The sequence below is a fragment of the Streptomyces sp. NPDC031479 genome (assembly GCF_055581065.1).
Genome location: NZ_JBVIKC010000009.1, coordinates 188497 through 208003, shown reverse-complemented (window position 1 = coordinate 208003; position 19507 = coordinate 188497). Strand labels below are relative to the sequence as shown.

24 protein-coding genes, 1 tRNA gene and 1 riboswitch are annotated in these 19507 nt (G+C 70.8%); of the genes, 16 read left to right on the top strand and 9 right to left on the bottom strand.

The genetic code is table 11. The features are described 5' to 3' along the window. Positions 1-91: 91 nt before the first annotated feature. Positions 92-397 carry a hypothetical protein gene (locus tag ACZ5D2_RS13595; protein WP_266839281.1) on the top strand — a complete coding sequence of 102 codons (306 nt, stop codon included), beginning with the start codon at positions 92-94 and terminating at the stop codon, positions 395-397. Between the two features lie 95 nt (positions 398-492). On the opposite strand, the gene ACZ5D2_RS13590 is transcribed toward ACZ5D2_RS13595, so the two are convergent. Both ACZ5D2_RS13590 and ACZ5D2_RS13585 read right to left on the bottom strand, forming a co-directional pair. Further along, on the bottom strand, positions 493-1092 hold the full coding sequence (locus ACZ5D2_RS13590; protein ID WP_371678374.1) for an isochorismatase family protein: 600 nt from the start codon (positions 1090-1092) through the stop codon (positions 493-495). Between the two features lie 103 nt (positions 1093-1195). Further along, positions 1196-2524, bottom strand: coding sequence for a nicotinate phosphoribosyltransferase (locus tag ACZ5D2_RS13585; protein ID WP_468929055.1), 1329 nt, complete (start codon positions 2522-2524; stop codon positions 1196-1198). An 81-nt stretch (positions 2525-2605) separates the two neighbouring features. On the opposite strand from ACZ5D2_RS13585, the gene clpS reads away from it, so the two are divergent. The 7 genes from clpS to ACZ5D2_RS13550 all read left to right on the top strand — a co-directional run bounded on the left by clpS (position 2606) and on the right by ACZ5D2_RS13550 (position 7347). Next, the gene (gene clpS / locus ACZ5D2_RS13580; RefSeq protein ID WP_266839278.1) at positions 2606-2920 is read left to right on the top strand and encodes an ATP-dependent Clp protease adapter ClpS; all 315 of its coding nucleotides are present in this window, start codon (positions 2606-2608) and stop codon (positions 2918-2920) included. Then, on the top strand, positions 2920-3519 hold the full coding sequence (locus tag ACZ5D2_RS13575; protein WP_371678376.1) for a DUF2017 domain-containing protein: 600 nt from the start codon (positions 2920-2922) through the stop codon (positions 3517-3519). Before clpS ends, ACZ5D2_RS13575 begins: the two co-directional genes overlap by 1 nt. A 317-nt stretch (positions 3520-3836) precedes the next feature. Beyond that, positions 3837-5291, top strand: a complete 1455-nt coding sequence (locus ACZ5D2_RS13570; protein ID WP_371678377.1) for an amino acid permease — start codon at positions 3837-3839, stop codon at positions 5289-5291. Between the two features lie 136 nt (positions 5292-5427). Further along, complete coding sequence (locus ACZ5D2_RS13565; RefSeq protein ID WP_468929052.1) at positions 5428-5850, top strand: M67 family metallopeptidase; 423 nt, start codon at positions 5428-5430, stop codon at positions 5848-5850. 77 nt (positions 5851-5927) lie between these two features. Further along, positions 5928-6035: a putative leader peptide gene (locus ACZ5D2_RS13560; RefSeq protein WP_311736929.1), complete on the top strand. Its 108-nt coding sequence runs from the start codon at positions 5928-5930 to the stop codon at positions 6033-6035. Between the two features lie 83 nt (positions 6036-6118). Continuing rightward, positions 6119-6397: a MoaD/ThiS family protein gene (locus ACZ5D2_RS13555; protein ID WP_356217617.1), complete on the top strand. Its 279-nt coding sequence runs from the start codon at positions 6119-6121 to the stop codon at positions 6395-6397. Then, the gene (locus ACZ5D2_RS13550; RefSeq protein WP_249766215.1) at positions 6397-7347 is read left to right on the top strand and encodes a PLP-dependent cysteine synthase family protein; all 951 of its coding nucleotides are present in this window, start codon (positions 6397-6399) and stop codon (positions 7345-7347) included. The genes ACZ5D2_RS13555 and ACZ5D2_RS13550 overlap by 1 nt, the downstream gene beginning before the upstream one ends. Positions 7348-7416: 69 nt before the next feature. On the opposite strand, the gene ACZ5D2_RS13545 is transcribed toward ACZ5D2_RS13550, so the two are convergent. After that, the gene (locus ACZ5D2_RS13545; protein ID WP_468929049.1) at positions 7417-7773 is read right to left on the bottom strand and encodes a DUF488 domain-containing protein; all 357 of its coding nucleotides are present in this window, start codon (positions 7771-7773) and stop codon (positions 7417-7419) included. Continuing rightward, a complete protein-coding gene (locus tag ACZ5D2_RS13540) occupies positions 7770-8189 on the bottom strand; it encodes a hypothetical protein (RefSeq protein WP_371678380.1) in 420 nt (139 codons plus the stop codon). Before ACZ5D2_RS13540 ends, ACZ5D2_RS13545 begins: the two co-directional genes overlap by 4 nt. 195 nt (positions 8190-8384) lie before the next feature. On the opposite strand from ACZ5D2_RS13540, the gene ACZ5D2_RS13535 reads away from it, so the two are divergent. Beyond that, the gene (locus tag ACZ5D2_RS13535) at positions 8385-9137 is read left to right on the top strand and encodes an MBL fold metallo-hydrolase (protein WP_266839266.1); all 753 of its coding nucleotides are present in this window, start codon (positions 8385-8387) and stop codon (positions 9135-9137) included. A 143-nt stretch (positions 9138-9280) separates the two neighbouring features. Here the strand turns inward: ACZ5D2_RS13535 and ACZ5D2_RS13530 are convergent, their stop codons facing one another. Beyond that, positions 9281-10528: a PTS transporter subunit EIIC gene (locus ACZ5D2_RS13530; protein ID WP_371678381.1), complete on the bottom strand. Its 1248-nt coding sequence runs from the start codon at positions 10526-10528 to the stop codon at positions 9281-9283. A 276-nt stretch (positions 10529-10804) separates the two neighbouring features. Continuing rightward, positions 10805-12106 (bottom strand): PTS transporter subunit EIIC, encoded by a 1302-nt coding sequence (locus tag ACZ5D2_RS13525; RefSeq protein ID WP_371678382.1) that lies wholly within the window; start codon positions 12104-12106, stop codon positions 10805-10807. 218 nt (positions 12107-12324) lie between these two features. On the opposite strand from ACZ5D2_RS13525, the gene ACZ5D2_RS13520 reads away from it, so the two are divergent. The 4 genes from ACZ5D2_RS13520 to rdgB all read left to right on the top strand — a co-directional run bounded on the left by ACZ5D2_RS13520 (position 12325) and on the right by rdgB (position 14607). Further along, positions 12325-12558: a PTS sugar transporter subunit IIB gene (locus ACZ5D2_RS13520; RefSeq protein ID WP_266839262.1), complete on the top strand. Its 234-nt coding sequence runs from the start codon at positions 12325-12327 to the stop codon at positions 12556-12558. A gap of 94 nt (positions 12559-12652) precedes the next feature. Continuing rightward, positions 12653-13387, top strand: coding sequence for a ribonuclease PH (gene rph, locus ACZ5D2_RS13515; protein ID WP_365158264.1), 735 nt, complete (start codon positions 12653-12655; stop codon positions 13385-13387). A 93-nt stretch (positions 13388-13480) separates the two neighbouring features. Then, positions 13481-13867, top strand: coding sequence for a hypothetical protein (locus ACZ5D2_RS13510; RefSeq protein WP_371678383.1), 387 nt, complete (start codon positions 13481-13483; stop codon positions 13865-13867). A 107-nt stretch (positions 13868-13974) separates the two neighbouring features. Continuing rightward, complete coding sequence (gene rdgB, locus ACZ5D2_RS13505) at positions 13975-14607, top strand: RdgB/HAM1 family non-canonical purine NTP pyrophosphatase (protein WP_371678384.1); 633 nt, start codon at positions 13975-13977, stop codon at positions 14605-14607. A 57-nt stretch (positions 14608-14664) separates the two neighbouring features. On the opposite strand, the gene ACZ5D2_RS13500 is transcribed toward rdgB, so the two are convergent. Both ACZ5D2_RS13500 and bcp read right to left on the bottom strand, forming a co-directional pair. Next, positions 14665-14748, bottom strand: a tRNA-Leu gene (locus ACZ5D2_RS13500). Between the two features lie 424 nt (positions 14749-15172). After that, positions 15173-15640, bottom strand: coding sequence for a thioredoxin-dependent thiol peroxidase (gene bcp, locus ACZ5D2_RS13495; RefSeq protein ID WP_030239052.1), 468 nt, complete (start codon positions 15638-15640; stop codon positions 15173-15175). A 117-nt stretch (positions 15641-15757) separates the two neighbouring features. Between bcp and ACZ5D2_RS13490 the strand changes: the two genes are divergently transcribed. The 3 genes from ACZ5D2_RS13490 to ACZ5D2_RS13480 all read left to right on the top strand — a co-directional run bounded on the left by ACZ5D2_RS13490 (position 15758) and on the right by ACZ5D2_RS13480 (position 16953). Beyond that, positions 15758-16075, top strand: coding sequence for a DUF3618 domain-containing protein (locus ACZ5D2_RS13490; protein WP_371678385.1), 318 nt, complete (start codon positions 15758-15760; stop codon positions 16073-16075). Between the two features lie 46 nt (positions 16076-16121). Beyond that, on the top strand, positions 16122-16463 hold the full coding sequence (locus ACZ5D2_RS13485; protein ID WP_359942254.1) for a GroES family chaperonin: 342 nt from the start codon (positions 16122-16124) through the stop codon (positions 16461-16463). A gap of 61 nt (positions 16464-16524) precedes the next feature. Further along, a riboswitch (guanidine-III (ykkC-III) riboswitch) is annotated at positions 16525-16599 on the top strand. A 33-nt stretch (positions 16600-16632) separates the two neighbouring features. After that, entirely contained in the window at positions 16633-16953 is a 321-nt protein-coding gene (locus ACZ5D2_RS13480) for a DMT family transporter (RefSeq protein WP_371678386.1), read from the top strand. 12 nt (positions 16954-16965) lie between these two features. Here ACZ5D2_RS13480 and ACZ5D2_RS13475 read toward each other — a convergent pair whose 3' ends face one another. Then, positions 16966-19440 (bottom strand): transglycosylase domain-containing protein, encoded by a 2475-nt coding sequence (locus tag ACZ5D2_RS13475; protein WP_468929042.1) that lies wholly within the window; start codon positions 19438-19440, stop codon positions 16966-16968. Positions 19441-19507 lie beyond the last annotated feature (67 nt).

Below are 19507 nucleotides of genomic sequence, written 5' to 3'. Positions count from 1 at the left end.
AGCATGATCGGCCGTCGCCCTCTAGCGGGCGGCGGCCGATCGCGTTTAGATGCGGGTGCGAGTTTTCTTATTGACGGGGGAGCTGAAGATCATGCCAGGTGGAGGTTTCGTCAGACTGCCGGGCGGCAGCGTGGTGGTCGCGCTGACGCTGCCGCGGCCGACCGGAGAGGGCGGGAACGTCCGCGTGCTGGTGCACGCCGCGAACCGGGCCCGCGCCCTGACCAGGCTGCGGAACCTCGGCATGCGGGCCGTCTACCTGCGCGGCAACGCCCAGCCGCCCACCCCGGACGAGGTCACGGCCGTCCTCCACCACCCCGACGGCCTGCTGTGGCGCTGCGCACCGGACCGCGCCACGGAGCTCTGGCACCCGATCCGCGCCCTCCTGGGCAACGCCTAGCCGCGGCCGCGCGGGGGCCGCAGGAGGGCCGAGGCCGCCGCCGGGGGCCCTGCCGGGGCCTCACCGGGCCCCTGCCGGGCCCCGGCGGCCCCGGGTCAGCGAAGGCCCGGGGCGTCGCCCACGAGGGCCACGCCCGCCGTGCGCAGGTCGTCCAGCGCCCGGGTGGTGGTGTGGGGGGCCACGGCGGCCGTGAGGTCCAGCAGGACGCGGGTGGCGAACCCGGCACGGGCCGCGTCGAGGGCGGTGGCCTTCACGCAGTGGTCGGTGGCGATGCCGACCACGTCGACCTCGCTCACCATGCGCTCGCGGAGCCAGTCCGCGAGCGTCACGCCGTTCTCGTCGGCCCCCTCGAAACCGCTGTACGCGGCCTCGTGGGCGCCCTTGTCGAAGACGGCGGCGACCGCGCCGGAGGCGACGGCCGGGGCGAAGTTCGGGTGGAAGCCGACGCCCTCGGTCCCGGCGACGCAGTGCACCGGCCAGGAGGTCTCGAAGTCGGGCTCGGCCGGGGGGCGCGCGAAGTGCGGACCGGGGTCGACGTGGTGGTCCCGGGTGGCGACCACGTGCCGGTAGCCGGCGGTGCTCTGCCCGATCAGCTCGGTGATCGCGGCGGCGACGTCGGCCCCGCCGGTGACGGCGAGGCTGCCGCCCTCGCAGAAGTCGTTCTGTACGTCGACGACGATCAGTGCGCGGTGCATGTCACGTGCCTTTCGGCTGGTTGGTGTGCGGCGGGCCCTGCGGGGGCTCTTGCCCCGCCCCGCCCCTACCCGAAACGGGCCCCGGCCCGCTCCGTCCGGCGGCTCAGAGGTACTCCGTCGGGATCACGGCCTCGCCGCGGGAGAGCTGCGTCGCCGAGAGGGGCAGTGCGGCGCGGGCCGCCAGGTGGCGGTCGCGGGCGGCCTCCAGGGGCTCGCGGGCGACCACCTCGCCCGCCTTGACGAGCTGGGTCAGCAGCTGGTGGTCGGCCAGGGCGGCCGGCACCGGGCCGGTGCCGACGACCTCGGCCTCGGCGATCCCGTCCGCGTCCACCCGGCGCGCGGCCCACTTGCGCCCGCCGATGGAGGTCTTGCCGCCGGAGGACTTCTTCGCCACCGGGGCCAGGGCGGCCTTCGGGTCGGCGGAGACCGCACGCGCGACCAGCTTGTAGACCATCGAGCACGTCGGGTGCCCGCTGCCCGTCACCAGCTGGGTGCCGACCCCGTACGCGTCCACCGGCGCCGCCGCCAGCGAGGCGATGGCGTACTCGTCCAGGTCCGAGGTGACCACGATCCGCGTGTTCACCGCGCCGAGCTCGTCCAGCTGCTGGCGCACCCGGTGCGCGACCAGCAGCAGGTCGCCGGAGTCGATCCGGACGGCGCCCAGGTCGGTGCCCGCCACCTCCACGGCGGTGCGGACGGCCTCGGCCACGTCGTAGGTGTCCACCAGCAGGGTGGTGCCCCGGCCCAGCGAGGCCACCTGGGCGGTGAACGCGTCCCGCTCGCTGTCGTGCACGAGGGTGAAGGCGTGCGCGCTGGTGCCGACCGTCGGGATCCCGTACCGGAAGCCGGCCGCCAGGTCGGAGGTGGAGGCGAAGCCGCCCACGTACGCCGCCCGCGCCGAGGCGACGGCGGCCAGCTCGTGGGTGCGCCGTGCGCCCATCTCGATCAGCGGCCGCCCGCCGGCGGCGGAGGCCATCCGGGAGGCGGCGGCCGCGATGGCGGAGTCGTGGTTGAGGATCGACAGGATCACGGTCTCCAGCAGCACGCACTCGGCGAAGCTGCCCTCGACCCGCAGGAGCGGCGATCCGGGGAAGTAGACCTCCCCCTCCGGGTAGCCCCAGATGTCACCCGAGAAGCGGTACGAGGCCAGCCAGTCCAGCGTCCGCATGTCGACGACGGCCCGTTCCCGCAGGAACTCCAGCACCGCGCCGTCGAAGCGGAAGTTCTCGACGGCGTCCAGCACGCGCCCGGTGCCGGCGACGACTCCGTAGCGCCGGCCCTCGGGCAGCCGCCGGGTGAAGACCTCGAAGACCGAGCGCCGGTCGGCGGTGCCGTTGGCCAGGGCGGCCTGCAGCATCGTGAGCTCGTAATGGTCCGTGAAGAGCGCTGTCGACGGCACGTCCACCGGCAGGCCCAGGTCCGCAGGGTTCATGTCACGGATGCTAGCGCACATCTCGTCAAAGTGACGAGATGTAGGGGCCCGTTTGTGCGACGGACCCTCCACAGTGGCAGCATGGGACAAGTGAGTGTTGCTCCCATTGAGATCGAACGCACCGAAGCGGCCGAAGAGACCTTCGCGGTCCCCGAACCCGACGTCCCGTGGGTGACCCTGGTGCACAACGACCCGGTCAACCTCATGAGCTACGTGACGTACGTGTTCCAGGCGTACTTCGGCTACCCCAAGGACAAGGCGACCAGGCTGATGCTCGACGTCCACCACAAGGGCCGGGCGGTCGTGTCCAGCGGCAGCCGCGAGGAGATGGAACGGGACGTGCAGGCCATGCACGGCTACGGGCTCTGGGCGACCCTCTCGCAGGACCGCTTCTGATGGGCGGCGTGTTCGAGACCCGCGAGGGCGGCGGCGCCGTCGTGGCCCTGGACGGGATCGAGATCTCGATCCTGCGCTCCCTCGCCGTGCAGCTGCTGGAGCTGATCGGCCCCGGAGAGCCGGAGCCCGCGGCGGACGCCGACCCGCTGGCCGTGCTCTTCGCCTCCGACGGCCCCACCGAACCCCCCTCCGACCCGGCACTGGCCCGGCTCTTCCCCGACGCCTACGGGGGCCCCGGCGCGGCCGAGGGGCAGGGCGAGGAGGAGCTGCGGGCGCGCTCGGCGGAGTTCCGCCGCTTCACCGAGAACGACCTGCGCACCCGCAAGCGGGAGGACGCGCTGGCCGTCGTCCGCAGCCTCGACGGGCTCTCCCCGGACGGCGAGGGGGCGGCGCTGCTGGAGCTGACCGACGAGCTGCCGCTGCGCTGGCTCGGGGCCCTCAACGACCTGCGGCTGACCATCGCGGCGCGCCTGGACATCACCGAGGACGACGAGAGCGCGGTGCTCTTCCGCCTTCCGGACGACGATCCGCGCAAGCCGATGGTGATGGCCTACCTCTGGCTCGGCGGCCTGCAGGAAACGCTCATCGAGACCCTTTAGCCGCGCATCGGTCACGTGAGGTTCGCTCAGCGGACGCTCAAATCCGGATAACGATCAGATCACCACCATGTGGTGATCTGATCTGTTCCATGCTCTATGTCCGGATTTATCTATGTCGTGCGTCACATTCTGGTTCCTCGGCCACCCGTAAGCACGTGATAAATCTTCACGACCGCCGACGGGGCGCCACCCATGCCCCCCGGCCTGCTTGAACCGGCTGACCGCCGGCGTGCAACTCCATCCGTATCCGGGGGGATCGAGGACCCGATCCGCAGCCAGTGAAGGCGCGGGTCGGCGTGGAGAAAGGCGCACCAGACATGACCTCTGTGCAGGTCGAGCAGCACGACAGGACGCCCGGCGAGGGCGCGCAGGGCGAGGGCGAGGGGTACCACCGCGCGCTCGGAGCCCGCCAGATCCAGATGATCGCCATCGGCGGAGCCATCGGCACCGGCCTGTTCATGGGCGCCGGCAAGGCGATCTCCAAGGCAGGCCCGAGCCTGATCCTGGCCTACGCCATCGCGGGTCTGGTCATCTTCTTCATCATGCGGGCGCTGGGCGAGCTGCTCATGTACCGCCCCGTGTCCGGTTCCTTCTCGGACTACGCCCGCGAGTTCCTGGGCCCGTTCTGGGGGTACGCGACCGGCTGGACGTACTGGCTCTTCTGGGTGGTCACCGGCATCGTCGAGGTCACCGCCGCGGCCAAGTACATGTCGTACTGGACCCACGACAGCTTCCCGCAGTGGGCCTACGCGCTGATCTTCACGGTCATCCTCTACCTGGCCAACCTGATCTCCGTGAAGCTCTTCGGTGAGCTGGAGTTCTGGTTCTCCATGGTCAAGGTCACCGCCATCGTCGGCATGATCCTGATCTGCGCCGGAATCCTCACCATCGGCTTCTCCGACGCCGCCGACACCGCCTCCGTCTCCAACCTGTGGAACAACGGCGGCTTCTTCCCCAACGGCATCGGCGAGACGCTGATGACCCTGCAGATCGTGATGTTCGCCTTCCTCGCGGTCGAGCTGGTCGGCGTCACCGCCGGCGAGTCCAAGGACCCCGAGAAGACCCTGCCCAAGGCCATCAACACCGTGCCGTGGCGCATCGCCGTCTTCTACGTCGGCGCCCTCATCATGATCATGTCGGTCATCCCGTGGTCGAACTTCAAGGCGGGCGAGAGCCCGTTCGTGCTCGCCTTCGAGAAGATGGGCCTGGGCGTCGGCGCCGCGATCGTCAACTTCGTCGTGCTGACCGCCGCGCTGTCCTCCTGCAACTCGGGCATGTACTCCACCGGCCGCATGCTGCGCGACCTCGCGCTCAACGGCCAGGGCCCGAAGTTCTTCACCAAGCTCACCAAGAGCGGCACCCCGCTCGTCGGCACCACCTTCTCCGCCGCGCTGATGCTGGTGGGCGTCTGGATCAACTACGTCGCCCCGGGCAAGGCCTTCGACTACGTCGTCTCCTTCGCCACCATCTCCGGCATGTGGGCCTGGATCATGATCCTGGTCTGCCAGATCCGCTACCGCGCCAAGGCCGACCGCGGCGAGCTGCCGCAGTCCCCCTTCCGCGCCCCCGGCGCCCCCTGGACCAGCTGGTTCGCCCTGCTGTTCATCGGCATGGTCATCGTGATGATGGGCGTCGACAAGGACGCCCGCGTCTCGTTGTACTGCGCGCCGCTGTGGGGCCTGATCCTCGGTGTCTCCTACCTCGTCCTCAAGAAGCGCAACCCCACCGGCGCGGCCTTCAACAAGGTCGAGAAGGCCTCGCAGTCGGCCTGATCGCCGCCCCCCGGACCGTGGGTCCCGGCCGCCTGCCACGGCCGGGAAGCACGCCCCGGAAGCCTCGTGTCCATCATTCGGGCCCTCCCGTACCGCTCCTCGGTACGGGAGGGCCCGTCTGCTTATCCTGTCGCTCATGCTGACCCTCACCCAGGACCTGTACGACCGGATCGTCGGGCACGCCCGCAAGGACCACCCCGACGAGGCGTGCGGCATCGTGGCCGGCCCGGCGGGCACCGGGCGCCCCGAGCGGTTCGTCCCCATGCTCAACGCGGCCCGCTCGCCCACGTTCTACGAGTTCGACTCGAAGGACCTGCTGAAGCTCTACCGCGAACTGGACGACCGCGACGAGGAGCCGGTGATCGTCTACCACTCCCACACCGCGACCGAGGCCTACCCCTCGCGCACCGACATCACGTACGCGAACGAGCCCGGGGCGCACTACGTCCTGGTCTCCACGGCCGACCAGGACGGCCTCGGGGAGTTCCAGTTCCGGTCCTACCGGATCGTCGACGGAGTGATCACAGAGGAAGAAGTGCAGGTCGTCGAGGGCTACTGACCAGTATGCGAGCGGATGTGGTCCACGATGCGGGATCACACTCCAAACGGGGGACCGGGAATCGTTAACATGACCGCATGGTTTCCCACGACGTGAGCATCGAGACGCCCGGCAGGCTGCTGCTCGTGGCGCGGCTGCACGTCGACCTGTGCCGCCTCGCCAGCGCCATCTGTCCTGCCGCCTGAGCACCCCCGGCCCCCGCGCGGGGCCGCAAGAGCCGCGCGCCCGCACTTCCCTTCACGCCCTCCCGACACTGGAGCCTGCTGCCATGGCCATCGAGGTCCGCATCCCCACCATCCTCCGCACCTACACCGACGGCGAGAAGGCCGTGAACGGTGAAGGCGCGACCCTCGCCGACCTGCTCGCCGACCTGGAAACCCGCCACAAGGGCATCGAGGAGCGCATCGTCGACGGCGGCCAGCTGCGCCGCTTCGTGAACGTCTACCTCAACGACGAGGACGTCCGCTTCCTCGACGGCATCTCCACCGCCCTCAAGGACGGCGACAGCGTCACCATCCTCCCGGCCGTGGCCGGCGGCTCGAAGTAATGCGCTACGACTCCCCGCTCGCGGCGGTCGGCAACACCCCGCTGGTCCGGCTGCCGCGACTGTCGCCCTCGGCGGACGTCCGCATCTGGGCCAAGCTGGAGGACCGCAACCCGACCGGCTCGATCAAGGACCGCCCCGCGCTCCACATGGTCGAGCAGGCGGAGAAGGACGGCCGCCTCTTCCCCGGCTGCACCATCCTGGAACCCACCTCCGGCAACACGGGCATCTCGCTCGCCATGGCCGCGAAGCTCAAGGGCTACCGGATCGTGTGCGTCATGCCGGAGAACACCTCGCAGGAGCGCCGGGACCTTCTCGCGATGTGGGGAGCCGAGATCATCTCGTCGCCGGCGGCGGGCGGCTCCAACACCGCCGTGCGGGTGGCCAAGGAACTGGCGGCCGAGCACCCCGACTGGGTGATGCTCTACCAGTACGGCAACCCGGACAACGCGGGCGCCCACTACGCGACGACGGGCCCCGAGATCCTCGCCGACCTGCCCTCCATCACCCACTTCGTGGCGGGCCTCGGTACGACCGGCACCCTGATGGGCGTCGGCCGCTACCTGCGCGAGCACGTCCCGGGCGTGAAGATCGTCGCCGCCGAGCCGCGCTACGACGACCTCGTCTACGGCCTGCGCAACCTCGACGAGGGCTTCGTCCCGGAGCTCTACGACGCCTCGGTCCTGACGACCCGCTACTCGGTCGGCTCCGCGGACGCGGTCACCCGCACCCGCGACCTGCTCCGCGAGGAGGGCATCTTCGCGGGCGTCTCCACGGGCGCGGCGCTGCACGCGGCGATCGGCGTCGGCCGCAAGGCGGTGGCGGCGGGGGAGACGGCGGACATCGTGTTCGTCGTGGCCGACGGCGGCTGGAAGTACCTGTCGACGGGCGTCTACACGGCGGCCACCACGGAAGAGGCCATCGAGGTCCTCCACGGCCAGCTCTGGGCCTGACCCCCCCCGGGGGGCTCCCCGCCCGCCCGGCCGGCCGCCGGGCGGGCGGGGCGTCACGCGGGCGGGGCGTCACGCGGGGCCGGGGCCCAGGAGTTCCGCGAGGACCGCGGCGTGGGCGGCGGCCGGGTCGCGGACCGCGGTCAGCAGGGTCACCGTCCCCGACGCCGCCACCTCCCGCAGCCGCTCCAGCTCCGCCACCGCCTCGGGCTCCGCCAGCTCCGCCTCGTAGCGCCGCCGGAACTCCGCGGCGGAACCACCCCCGTGGAACCACTTCCGCAGCTCCGTCGACGGCGCCAGCGCCCGCGGCCACTCGTCCACCGCGGCCGCCGCCTTCGACAGCCCCCGCGGCCACAGCCGGTCCACCAGCACCCGCACCCCGTCCGTCCCCGGCTCGGGGGGATCGTAGACGCGCCGCAGCCGGATCACCCCGCTCCGCCCCCCAGCCCCTTGGCCTCGTCCCACACCACCGGGTCCACCGTCCCCGTCCGCGTCCCGAACTCCCACAGCGACACCTCCTCCGGCCGGTCCGCCTCCAGGAAGGAGACGCGCCCCTGGGAGCCCACGACCCCGGGCGGCAGCGGGATCACCCCGGGGCGCCGGTCGTCGTACTTCCCGGTGATCCACGCGACCCGCGCCCGTTCCCCGTGCCGGCGCACCGCCAGCACCAGGCACGGCCGGCCGTCGGCCAGACACCACAGCTCACCGGCCCGCACGGAGGGCGGCGGCCCCGGCCCGTGGGGGCCGCCCGGGGCCCGGCGGACCGGCCGCGCCCGCCGTGGGATCAGCACCACCACCGCCACGGCGACCGCCGCAAGCACGGCGGGCCACCAGGACGTGTCCATATTCCGACCGTAGCCGCGCCCGGGGGCCCCGGCGCGGCAACGCCCGTCCCCCCTGTCGCTCCCCTGGGTGACAGCGCAGGTGATTCCCCCCACAACGGCCTGCCGCGGAGGAGCGACCGGAGGTTTCGCGCCTTACGCTCGACCCACGCACGGCCCGCATTCCGTCCACGGACCGTCCACGGAGGTTCACGCTCCATGAAGCTCACCGTCGTCGGCTGTTCGGGGTCCTTCCCGTCCGCGGATTCGGCATGTTCGAGCTATCTCGTCGAGGCCGACGGCTTCCGGCTGCTCCTCGACATGGGCAACGGCTCCCTCGGCGCGCTCCAGCGGCACTGCGGTCTCTACGACCTCGACGCGATCTTCCTGAGTCACCTGCACGCCGATCACTGCATCGACATGTGCGCGTACTTCGTCGCCCGCTACTACCGGCACGAGGGCGGCCGCTGCGGCGCCCTCCCCGTCTACGGGCCCGAGGGCACCGAGCAGCGGCTGACCACGGCCTACGAGGACGTCCCCGACGCGCGCTCGATGAGCGAGGTCTTCGACTTCCGCACCCTGAAGTCCGGCGGCTTCGAGATCGGCCCGTTCACGGTGCGCACCGAGCGGGTCAGCCATCCGGTGGAGTCGTACGGCATCCGCGTGGAGCACGGCGGGCGCTCGCTGGTGTACTCCGGGGACACGGGTGCCTGCCCGGAGCTGGCGGCGCTGGCCGAGGGCGCCGACCTGTTCCTGTGCGAGGCCTCCTTCACGGACGGCAAGGAAGACGTCCCCGACCTGCACCTCAACGGGCGCGAGGCCGGCGAGTACGCGCGCGGCGGTGGCGTGGGGCGGCTCGTGCTGACGCACATCCCGCCGTGGACGGACGCCGAGCGGAACCTGGCCGACGCGCGGGCCGTCTACGACGGCCGCGTGGACCTCGCGCGGCCGGGCGCCGTCTACGAGGTCTGACGCGCAGCGCATCCCGGCGCGGATCCCGGCGCCCCGCCGCGCCCCGCCCCGCCCAGCCCCGCCCCGCATCCGGCAGAACGCAGGAGCCCCCGCCGTCCCTTCCGGGAGAGCGGGGGCTCCTGTGCTCGGTGAGGCGTGCGGGCCTACTTGCTCTCGGCCTTCAGCAGCTCGGCGAGCTCCTCGTCGGACTCGCGGCCCGGCGTCGGGAGGTTCCACTTGGTGATCGCGAAGCGGAAGACCACGTAGTAGACCGCTCCGAAGGCCAGGCCGATCGGAATGATCATCCACGGGTTGGTGGCGAGCTTCCAGTTCAGCAGGTAGTCGATCAGGCCGGCCGAGAAGCCGAAGCCGTCGTGGACGCCCAGGCCCCAGGTGACGGCCATGGAGATACCGGTCAGGACGGCGTGGACCGCGTACAGCAGCGGCGCGAGGAAGAGGAAGGTGAACTCGATCGGCTCGGTGACACCGGTGACGAAGGAGGTCAGGGCCAGCGAGATCATCATGCCCATCACGACCTTGCGGCGCTCGGGGCGGGCGCAGTGCGCGATGGCGATGGCGGCGGCCGGCAGGCCGAACATCATGATCGGGAAGAAGCCGGACATGAACTGGCCGGCGGTCGGGTCACCCGCGAAGAAGCGCGGGATCTCGCCGGTGACGATGCTGCCGTCGGCCTTGGTGAAGGAGCCGACCTGCTGCTGGAAGAAGGTGTTGAGGAACTGGTGCATGCCGACCGGGATCAGACCGCGGTTGAACACGCCGTAGATGCCGGCGCCGACGGAACCGAGGCCGATCAGCCACTCGCTGAAGCTGCCGAGCGCGTCACCGATCGGGGCCCAGGCCAGGCCGAAGAAGACGCCGAAGAGGGTGCCGACGAAGGCCATGATGATCGGGACCAGGCGGCGGCCGTTGAAGAAGCCGAGCCAGTCGACCAGACGGGTCTTGTGGTAGCGCTGCCAGATCATCGCGCTGACGAGACCGATGAGGATGCCGCCGAGCACGCCCGGGTCCTGCGGCTTGCCCTTGGGCAGCAGCGCGGTGACGCTTCCGTCCATGGGGAACGCGGTCAGCACGTTCTTGTAGACGAGGAAGCCGACGAGGGCGGCGAGGGCCGTGGAGCCGTCGGCCTTCTTCGCGTAGCCGATCGCCACACCGACGCAGAACAGCAGCGCAAGGTTGGAGAAGACGGCGTCACCGGCGGAGGCGAACACCGTGGCGACCTTGCCCCACTGGAGGCCGTCCTTGCCGAACACGTCGTCCTGGCCGAGGCGCAGCAGGATCGCCGCGGCCGGCAGGACGGCAACGGGCAGCTGCAGGGCCTTGCCGACCTTCTGCATGCCCTGCAGCAGCGCGGCACCCGGCTTCTTGGCCGGTGCGGCGGTAGCCGTAGTCATCAACTTCCTCCATTGGGCAAGGCGCCGCCAGGGGACAAGAAGAAAGGGGGACGGCGACGTCTCAGAGAGAGTGACCACGGCTGCTCGGCAGGCGCATGGTCTACACCATTCGGTGGTGTAGACCAGTTGTAGCACGGTGGGGGTTAGATAAGGAACCTTCGATTTCCTGTGGTCTCGACCACGTGACGAAGGTCCCCCGGATCGAAGGATCCGAGGGACCTGGAGGCATGAGACGAAAGGCCTGGAAGTCGTTTCCCCTGCATATTGTGCCGGGTTCTATGCCTTGGTGTTCTCCGCCTGCATCGCGGCGATCTCCTCGTCCGACTCCCGGCCGGGGGTCGGGACGTCGAACTTCGTGATCACGAACCGGAAGACGGCGTAGTAGACGACCGCGAACGCCAGGCCGATCGGGATGATCAGCAGCGGCTTCGTCGCCAGCCCGAAGTTGATGACGTAATCGATCAGGCCCGCCGAGAAGCTGAACCCGTCGTGCACCCCCAGCCCCCACGTCACCGCCATCGAGACGCCCGTCAGCAGCGCGTGGATCACGTACAGCACCGGCGCGACGAAGAGGAAGGAGTACTCCAGGGGCTCCGTGATCCCCGTGACGAACGAGGTCAGCGCCACCGACAGCATCAGGCCGCCGACCTCCTTGCGACGCTGCGGCTTCGCGCAGTGCGTGATCGCCAGCGCGGCCGCCGGGAGCGCGAACATCATGATCGGGAAGAACCCGCTCAGGAACTGCCCCGCGTCCGGGTCGCCCGCCAGGAACATGTTGATGTCGCCGTGCACCGTCGTCCCGTCCGGCTTGGTGTAGCTGCCGAACTGGAACCACACCGGCACGTTCAGGAACTGGTGGAGGCCGATCACCAGCAGCGCGCGGTTGGCGACGCCGAAGATGCCGGCGCCCCAGGAACCCAGCCCCACCAGCCAGTCCGAGAAGCTCTCCAGCGCGCTGCCGACCGGCGGCCAGACCCACAGGCACAGCGCCGCGAAGCCGATCGCCACGAACGACATGATGATCGGGACCAGGCGGCGGCCGTTGAAGAAGCCCAGCCAGTCGACCAGCTTCACCCGGTGGTAGCGCTGCCAGAACCAGGCCGCCAGCAGGCCCATGATGATGCCCCCGAACACCCCCGGGTTCTGGTACGTGAACTCCACGAACGTGTTGTCCGGCCCCACGCAGCCGCCGCCCACGGCCTTGCTGCCGCTCGGGCAGTCGTTGGGGAAGGCGTGCAGCACGCCCCGGTAGACGAGGAAGCCCGCCACCGCGGCGAGGGCCGTCGAACCGTCCGCCTTCCTGGCCATGCCGATCGCGACGCCGATGCAGAACAGGAGCGGCAGGCCGAGGTCCGCGTTCAGCAGCGCGCCGCCCGCGGCCACCATCACCTTGGAGACGATCGTCCAGTTCAGGCCCTCGGAGCCGAACACGCCGGGCTGGCCGAGCCCGTTGAGGAGCCCGGCCGCCGGCAGGACCGCGATCGGAAGCTGCAGGCTCCGCCCCATCTTCTGCAGCCCCGGGTACAAGCCGCTCCACCACTGCTTCCGCGGCGCTTCCGCGGCGCTGCTCGCGCTCATCGCGTACTCCTCCCTGGACCGGCCCGTTTTGGCAGCCGCGACACTTGCGGCACACTGGTGTAGACCAGTCGAGGGCAGGCTGCTGCTGATCGTCATCATTCGGCAGAAGTCCGGCTCGTGCTCGCGTGAATAGGCCAACCGTGAGCTAACGTGACGAAGCGGACGATGTTGGTCACGGCCGCCGAGACTCGTTCTTCGTAACACCCAGGGAGAAACGCATGGCCACCAAGGCTGAGAAGATCGTCGCCGGGCTCGGCGGTATCGAGAACATCGAAGAGGTCGAGGGCTGCATCACCCGCCTGCGCACCGAGGTCGTCAACCCCGACCTCGTCGACGATGCCGCGCTGAAGGCCGCCGGCGCCCACGGCGTCGTCAAGATGGGCACCGCCGTCCAGGTCGTCATCGGCACCGACGCCGACCCGATCGCCGGCGAGATCGAAGACATGATGTGAGCTGAGCCCCCGGCTCGACACGGCTCCGCGAGGACCCCGTACCGCACGGCGGACGGGGTCCTCGCGTACGCGCGCACCGACTAGGCTCACAGGCATGTCTCGCATCGACGGCCGCACGCCCGAACAGCTCCGCCCGGTCACCATCGAACGCGGATGGAGCAAGCACGCCGAGGGCTCCGTCCTCGTCTCCTTCGGAGACACCAAGGTCTTCTGCACCGCCTCCTTCACCGAAGGCGTCCCGCGCTGGCGCAAGGGCAGCGGCGAGGGCTGGGTCACCTCCGAGTACTCGATGCTGCCCCGCTCCACCAACACCCGCGGCGACCGCGAATCCGTCCGCGGCAAGATCGGCGGCCGCACCCACGAGATCTCCCGCCTCATCGGCCGCTCGCTGCGCGCCGTGATCGACTACAAGGCCCTCGGCGAGAACACCATCGTCCTGGACTGCGACGTCCTCCAGGCCGACGGCGGCACCCGCACCGCCGCGATCACCGGCGCCTACGTCGCCCTCGCCGACGCCATCGCCTGGGGTCAGAAGAAGAAGCTGATCAAGGCCGGCCGCAAGCCGCTCACCGGCACCGTCGCCGCCGTCAGCGTCGGCATCGTCGACGGCGTCCCGCTCCTCGACCTCTGCTACGAGGAGGACGTGCGCGCCGAGACCGACATGAACGTCGTCTGCACCGGCGACGGCCGCTTCGTCGAGGTCCAGGGAACCGCCGAGGGCGAGCCCTTCGACCGCAAGGAGCTCAACGCCCTCCTCGACCTCGCCGCCGGCGGCTGCGCCGACCTGGAGGCCCTCCAGCTCGGCGCCCTGGAGCTGCAGCTCCCGTAGAACCGCAGGACGCGGGCACGCGTCCACTCAGGTACGGGCGCACGGTGTCGAAGCCGTGCGCCCGTCCACGCATCCGAGCCCCGGGGGACCCGAATGAAGCCGAAGCACCGCCTCGCCGCCGTCGCGCTGACCGCCGTACTCGCCGTCCCGGCCCTGGCCTCCTGCGACGCCATCTCCACCGCCATGGACTGCGCCAACACGGCGGTGGCCATAGCCAACAGCGTGGACCAGCTGCAGCAGGCCGTCTCCCAGGCCGGGAACAGCGTCCAGGACACCCAGAACGCGCTCACCCAGATAGAGACGAACCTCAAGCAGATCAAGGACTCGACGGGCAACGCCGACCTCTCCAAGGCCGTCGACTCCATGACCACCGCCGTCAAGAACGTGCGCACGTCCGTGGAGAGCGGCAACACCGCCCCCGACGTCCAGCCCGTCGCGGACGCCGCCAAGGAGATCTCCAAGGTCTGCACCCCGGGCTGACCCGGCCCGGCCCGGACCGGGCTGACCCGGCCCGGACAGGACCGACCCGGACCGGACAGGACCCGGCTCCGGCTCCGGGTGCGGCGCGCGGCGGAAATAATGGGGGCATGACTTCCACGCCCACCTCTCCCCAGCCGCCCCGCCGCCTGATCCTGGCCACCCGCAACCCCGGCAAGGTCACCGAGCTCCACGCGATCCTGTCCGAGGCCGGCCTCCCCTTCGAGCTGGTCGGCGCCGACGCGTACCCGGAGATCCCGGACGTGAAGGAAACCGGCGTCACCTTCGCCGAGAACGCCCTCCTCAAGGCCCACGCCCTGGCCCGCGCCACCGGCCTGCCGGCCGTCGCCGACGACTCCGGGCTCTGCGTGGACGTCCTGAACGGCGCCCCCGGCATCTTCTCCGCCCGTTGGGCCGGCGCCCACGGCGACGACAAGGCCAACCTCGACCTCCTCCTCGCCCAGCTCGGCGACATCGCCGACGAGCACCGCGCGGCCCACTTCTTCTGCGCGGCCGCCCTGGCCCTCCCGGACGGCACCGAACGCGTCGTCGAGGGCCGCCTCCTCGGCACCCTGCGCCACACCCCGGCGGGCGACGGCGGCTTCGGCTACGACCCGGTCCTCCAGCCCCTGGGCGAGTCCCGCACCTGCGCGGAACTGACGGCGGCCGAGAAGAACGCCATCTCCCACCGCGGCCAGGCCTTCCGCGCCCTGATCCCGGTGGTCCGCGAACTGCTGGGCTGAGGCCCGACACGCCGAGGGCCCCGTACGCGGCTGCGTACGGGGCCCTCGGCGTCGATGTGCGGTTGGGGGGACTCGAACCCCCACGGGTTTTACCCCACTGGGACCTAAACCCAGCGTGACTGCCAATTCCACCACAACCGCGACACTTCGACCAATTCGGACATCAGGTCCTGGTGATCGCGCTCAGTCTACGACCGTGGGGGCCTGTGGGGCCACGGGGTCGCGTCGGCGTCCCTTGCCGCACCAGGTGTCGGTGAGGGCGTGACAATTGGGGCGCAGGTGGCGGAGGTTCTCCCGACGGTTGTCGAGCCAGTCGCCGCTGATGTGGTCGGTCTGCAGGGTGATCGGCCGCCCCGGCCATTCCCCGGGATTCCCGCACGTGGCGCAGGAGTAGGGGACGCCGACTTCCTGCAGGGCCCGCTGTAGTCGACTGCGACGGGTCCGGGCGGACCCCTCGGACGTGCGCCGCCTGAAATGGCCGACGTCGAGTCCCGGTTGCGTCTGGTAAACGGAACGGCCCGCGCCGGTTGGGCGCGGGCCGTGTGGTGCGGTGGTGCGGATGGCGTCAGATGCCCAGGTCCTTGATGATCTTGGCCACGTGGCCCGTCGCCTTGACGTTGTAGAAGGCGTGTTCGACCTTGCCCTCCTCGTCGACGACCACCGTGGAGCGGATGACCCCGGTCACCGTCTTGCCGTACAGCTTCTTCTCGCCGAAGGCGCCGTACGCCGTCAGGGTCTCCTTCTCGGGGTCGCCGACCAGGGTGACCTTCAGGTGCTCCTGCTCGCGGAACTTCGCGAGCTTCTCCGGCTTGTCCGGGGAGACGCCGATGACGTCGTAGCCGGCCGCGGCCAGGAGGGAGAGGTTGTCGGTGAAGTCGCAGGCCTGCTTGGTGCAGCCCGGGGTCAGGGCCGCCGGGTAGAAGTACACGATCACTTTGCGCCCCTTGTGGGCGGCCAGCGAGACCTCGTTGCCGTCCGCGTCGGGCAGGGTGAAGGCGGGGGCGGTGTCGCCCGGCTGGAGTCGCTCGCTCATCGGTGGGTCTTCTCCTCGGGAGGGGAACGGTACGCCACGAGACTAAGCTGACAGACTGTTCACGGCGGAGTACGCCCCAGACGACCACGAGCACGACACGACGACGGAGGCAGCGCGGTGCCGGAAGCCAGGACCCCCGCACAGATCGAGGCGGACATCGTCCGCCGCCGCGAGCAGCTCGCCGAGACGCTCGACGAGATCGGCGTGCGTGTGCACCCGAAGACGATCATCGGGGACGCGAAGGCCAAGGCGGTCGGGGTCGTGGACCACACGGCCGGCCGCGCCTTCGCCGCCGTCAATCGTCTGGTCACGGACGTGAAGGACAGTCTGCGCGACGAGAACGGCGCACCCCGGGCGGACCGGATCGTGCCCGTGGCGCTCTTCGCGGCCGGCGTCGTCGGGCTGATCGTCGTCACGGCGCGGCGCAAGCGGTGAGCACCCTCCGGCGTGCGGGGCGTGCGGCGGCAGGTAGGTTCGGGTCGTGAGCGAGAACACCACCCACGACAAGCTGCCCATCCGCATGCTCCACGACCGCGTGCTCGTGAAGTCCGACCTGCCCGAGGGCGAGCGGCGCTCGGGCGGCGGCATCCTGATCCCGGCGACGGCCGCGGTGGGCAAGCGGCTCGCCTGGGCCGAGGTGGTCGCGGTCGGGCAGAACGTACGCAGTGTGGAGCCGGGTGACCGGGTCCTGTACGACCCCGAGGACCGGGCCGAGGTCGAGGTGCGCGGGGCGACGTACGTGCTGATGCGCGAGCGGGACCTGCACGCCGTGGCGGCGGAGCGGCTGGAGGGGGCCAAGGACTCCACCGGGCTCTACCTCTGATTCTGAGCCGCAGATCCATCATGAAGGGCCGGTGACCGGGGTCACCGGCCCTTTTCGGTTGGATTTGTTACGGTGGTGGGGAATTACCCCGACGAGACGCGCCGTACCGGGTAGCAGGACGCAAAGACGACGCACTCCCTTTCCGTCCTCGTCCCGGAGGTGCCTCGTCATGGCATGGGTTCTTCTTCTCGTCGCCGGTCTCATCGAAGTCGGCTGGTCGATCGGCATGAAGTTCACCGAGGGCTTCACCCGGCTCTGGCCGTCCGTGTTCACCGGTGCCGGCATCGTAGCCAGCATGGTGCTGCTGTCCATCGCGGCCAAGACCCTGCCCATCGGTACGGCGTACGGCGTCTGGGTCGGCATCGGCGCCGCGGGTGCGGCCGTGCTCGGGATGGCGGTGCTGGGGGAGCCCGTCACCGTCTCCCGGATCTTCTTCATCTGCCTGCTGCTGGTCGCCGTGGTGGGGCTGAAGGTCACCTCCGGGCACTGACCCCGGCCCGGATCACTCCAGGAGATCGGCCGCGGGGCGGCGGCGGAGTGCCCCTCCGCCCGTGGTGTCGCCCCCGGTCGTCTCGCCGCCGGTGGTCCGGCCGCCCTGGGTCTGGTCCCCGGTGGTCCGGCCGCCGGTGGTCTGGCCCCCGGTCGTCTCGCCGCCGCTGGTCTGGCCTCCCTGCGTCTGGCCTCCCTGCGTCTGCCCGCCCTGGTCCTGGCCCCCTTGAGTCTGCCCTCCCTGGTTCTGGCCGCCCTGCGTCTGGCCCCCCTGGTTCTGCCCTCCCTGGTTCTGTCCCCCCTGGTCCCGGCCGCCCTGCGTCTCGCCGTCCGTCGGCGGGCTCGGCTCGGACGGCGGCCGGCTGCCCTGGGGCTGCTGCGGGGTGGTCGGCGCGACGGGCGGCGGGGGCTGGGCCGCGCCCGGCTGGAGGTCCAGGTCGAAGTCCACCGGGTCCGTGGCCTCCAGGGCCTTCTTCGTGTAGGCCGCCCAGATCCGGGCCGGATAGCCGCCGCCCCCGATGCGGGCCTCGCCCAGGGCCCCGTAGAGGGGCTGCAGGGTGCCCGTGTCCGGGTCCTGGCCCATCATCGAGACCACCGTGACCAGGTCCGGGGTGTACGCCGCGAACCACGCCGAGCGGTCCTGCTCGGCCGTGCCCGTCTTTCCGGCGGCCGGATGGCCGGCCGCGAGGGCGGCCGTGCCCGTGCCGTTGTCCACGACGCTGACCAGCATCGAGGTGGTCGTGTCGGCGGCCTCCCGGCTGATGGCCTGGGTCGGGGTGCGGTCGGGGAGGCGGACGTTCTCGCTGCCCTTGGTGATCTTCTCCAGGAAGGTGTACGGGGTGCGGCGCCCGTGGTCGGCGAGGGTCGCGTACGCCTGCGTCATGTCCAGCACGCTGGCCTGCATGGTCCCCAGCGCGATGGCCGGGCCCGCGTCGAAGTTCGGGGTGTTCTCCGGGATCCCCAGGGCGATGGCGGTCGACTTGACCTTCGCCCCGCCCACGTCGACGGCCATCTGCGCGTACACGGTGTTGACGGAGAGGTCGGTGGCGGTGTTGACGGTGATCGGACCGTACGACACCTGCCCCTCGTTCTCGGGCGCGAAGCGGATCCGGCCGCCGACGACGGGGCGCTTGTTGTCGCCGTTGTAGAGGGTGTTCGGGGTGATGCGGCGGCCGTCCTGGGTGCGGGATTCGTTCTCGACGGCGGAGGCGAAGACGAACGGCTTGAAGGTGGAGGCCACCTGGTAGTCGTGCCGGGTCGCGTTGCTGACGTACTGCTTCGTGTAGTCGATGCCGCCGTAGAGGGCGACGATCTTGCCGGTGGCCGGGTCGACGGAGACCCCGCCCGCGCGCACCAGGCGGTCCGCGGGCCGGGCCGCCGGGTCGAGCTTGTCGACCATCTGCTTCCGGACGGCGTCGACGAACTCGCCCTGGCGCCGCTTGTCGATGGTGGTGGTGATCCGGTAGCCGCCCTCGGCGAGGGTCTTGTCGTCGAGGATCCCGTGCTCGGTGATGTAGTCCCTGACGGCCTCCACGAGGTAGCCGCGCTGCCCGGACAGCCCGGCGGCCGGGCGGACCTTCCCGGGCTCGGGGAAACGGACGGCGGCGCGCTCGGCGGGGGACATCCACTTCTTCTTGACCATGCCGTCGAGCACGTAGTTCCAGCGGGCGACGGCGCGGTCGCGGCTCTGGGGGTGCGAGACGACGTCGAAGGCGCTGGGGGAGTTGAGGAGGGTGGCGAGGTAGGCGCCCTCGGCGGCGGTGAGTCGGGTGACGTCCTTGCCGTAGTAGGCCTGGGCGGCGGCCTGGATGCCGTAGGCGTTGCGGCCGAAGTAGCTGGTGTTGAGGTATCCCTCGAGGATGTAGTCCTTGGACTTCTCACGACCGAGTTTGATCGCGATGAAGAACTCCTTGGCCTTGCGCTTCAACGTCTGTTCCTGGCCCAGGTAGTAGTTCTTCACGTACTGCTGGGTGATGGTCGATCCGGACTGGGTGCCCTTGCCGGTCGCGGTGTTCCAGGCGGCGCGCAGTATCGCCTTGGGGTCCACGGCGCGTTCGGAGTAGAAGTCGCGGTCCTCCGCGGCGAGTACGGCTTCCTGGACGCTGCGGGGTACCTGCGAGAGCGGCACGTTGACGCGGTTGACCTCGCCGTCCCGGGCGATCTGGGAGCCGTCGGCGTAGAGGTAGACGTTGGACTGCGCGGTGGCGGCGGCGTTGGCGGGCGGGATGTCGACCAGCAGGTAGCCGGCCACGAGGGCGCCGCCGACGAGCAGGGCGAGCAGCAGGACGCCACCCAGGAGCATGCGCCAGGTGGGCAGGGCGCGGCGCCATCCGGTGCGCCGGCGCCCGCCGTTCGCGGTGGCCGCCGGTCCGCGGCCCGGGGGTGGCGGGGCGCCGGGCGCGCCCTCCCGGGCGCCGTCGCCGGGGGGTTCCCGCGGGGTGTCCGGGTCGCGAGGGGGCCAGCCCGGGGGTGGTGACTGGTCGCTCATCGCCGGGACTCCTCGTGACCGTGCGAAACATCCACTTCCGTACCTCAAGGTGTGTCTACCCGATGGC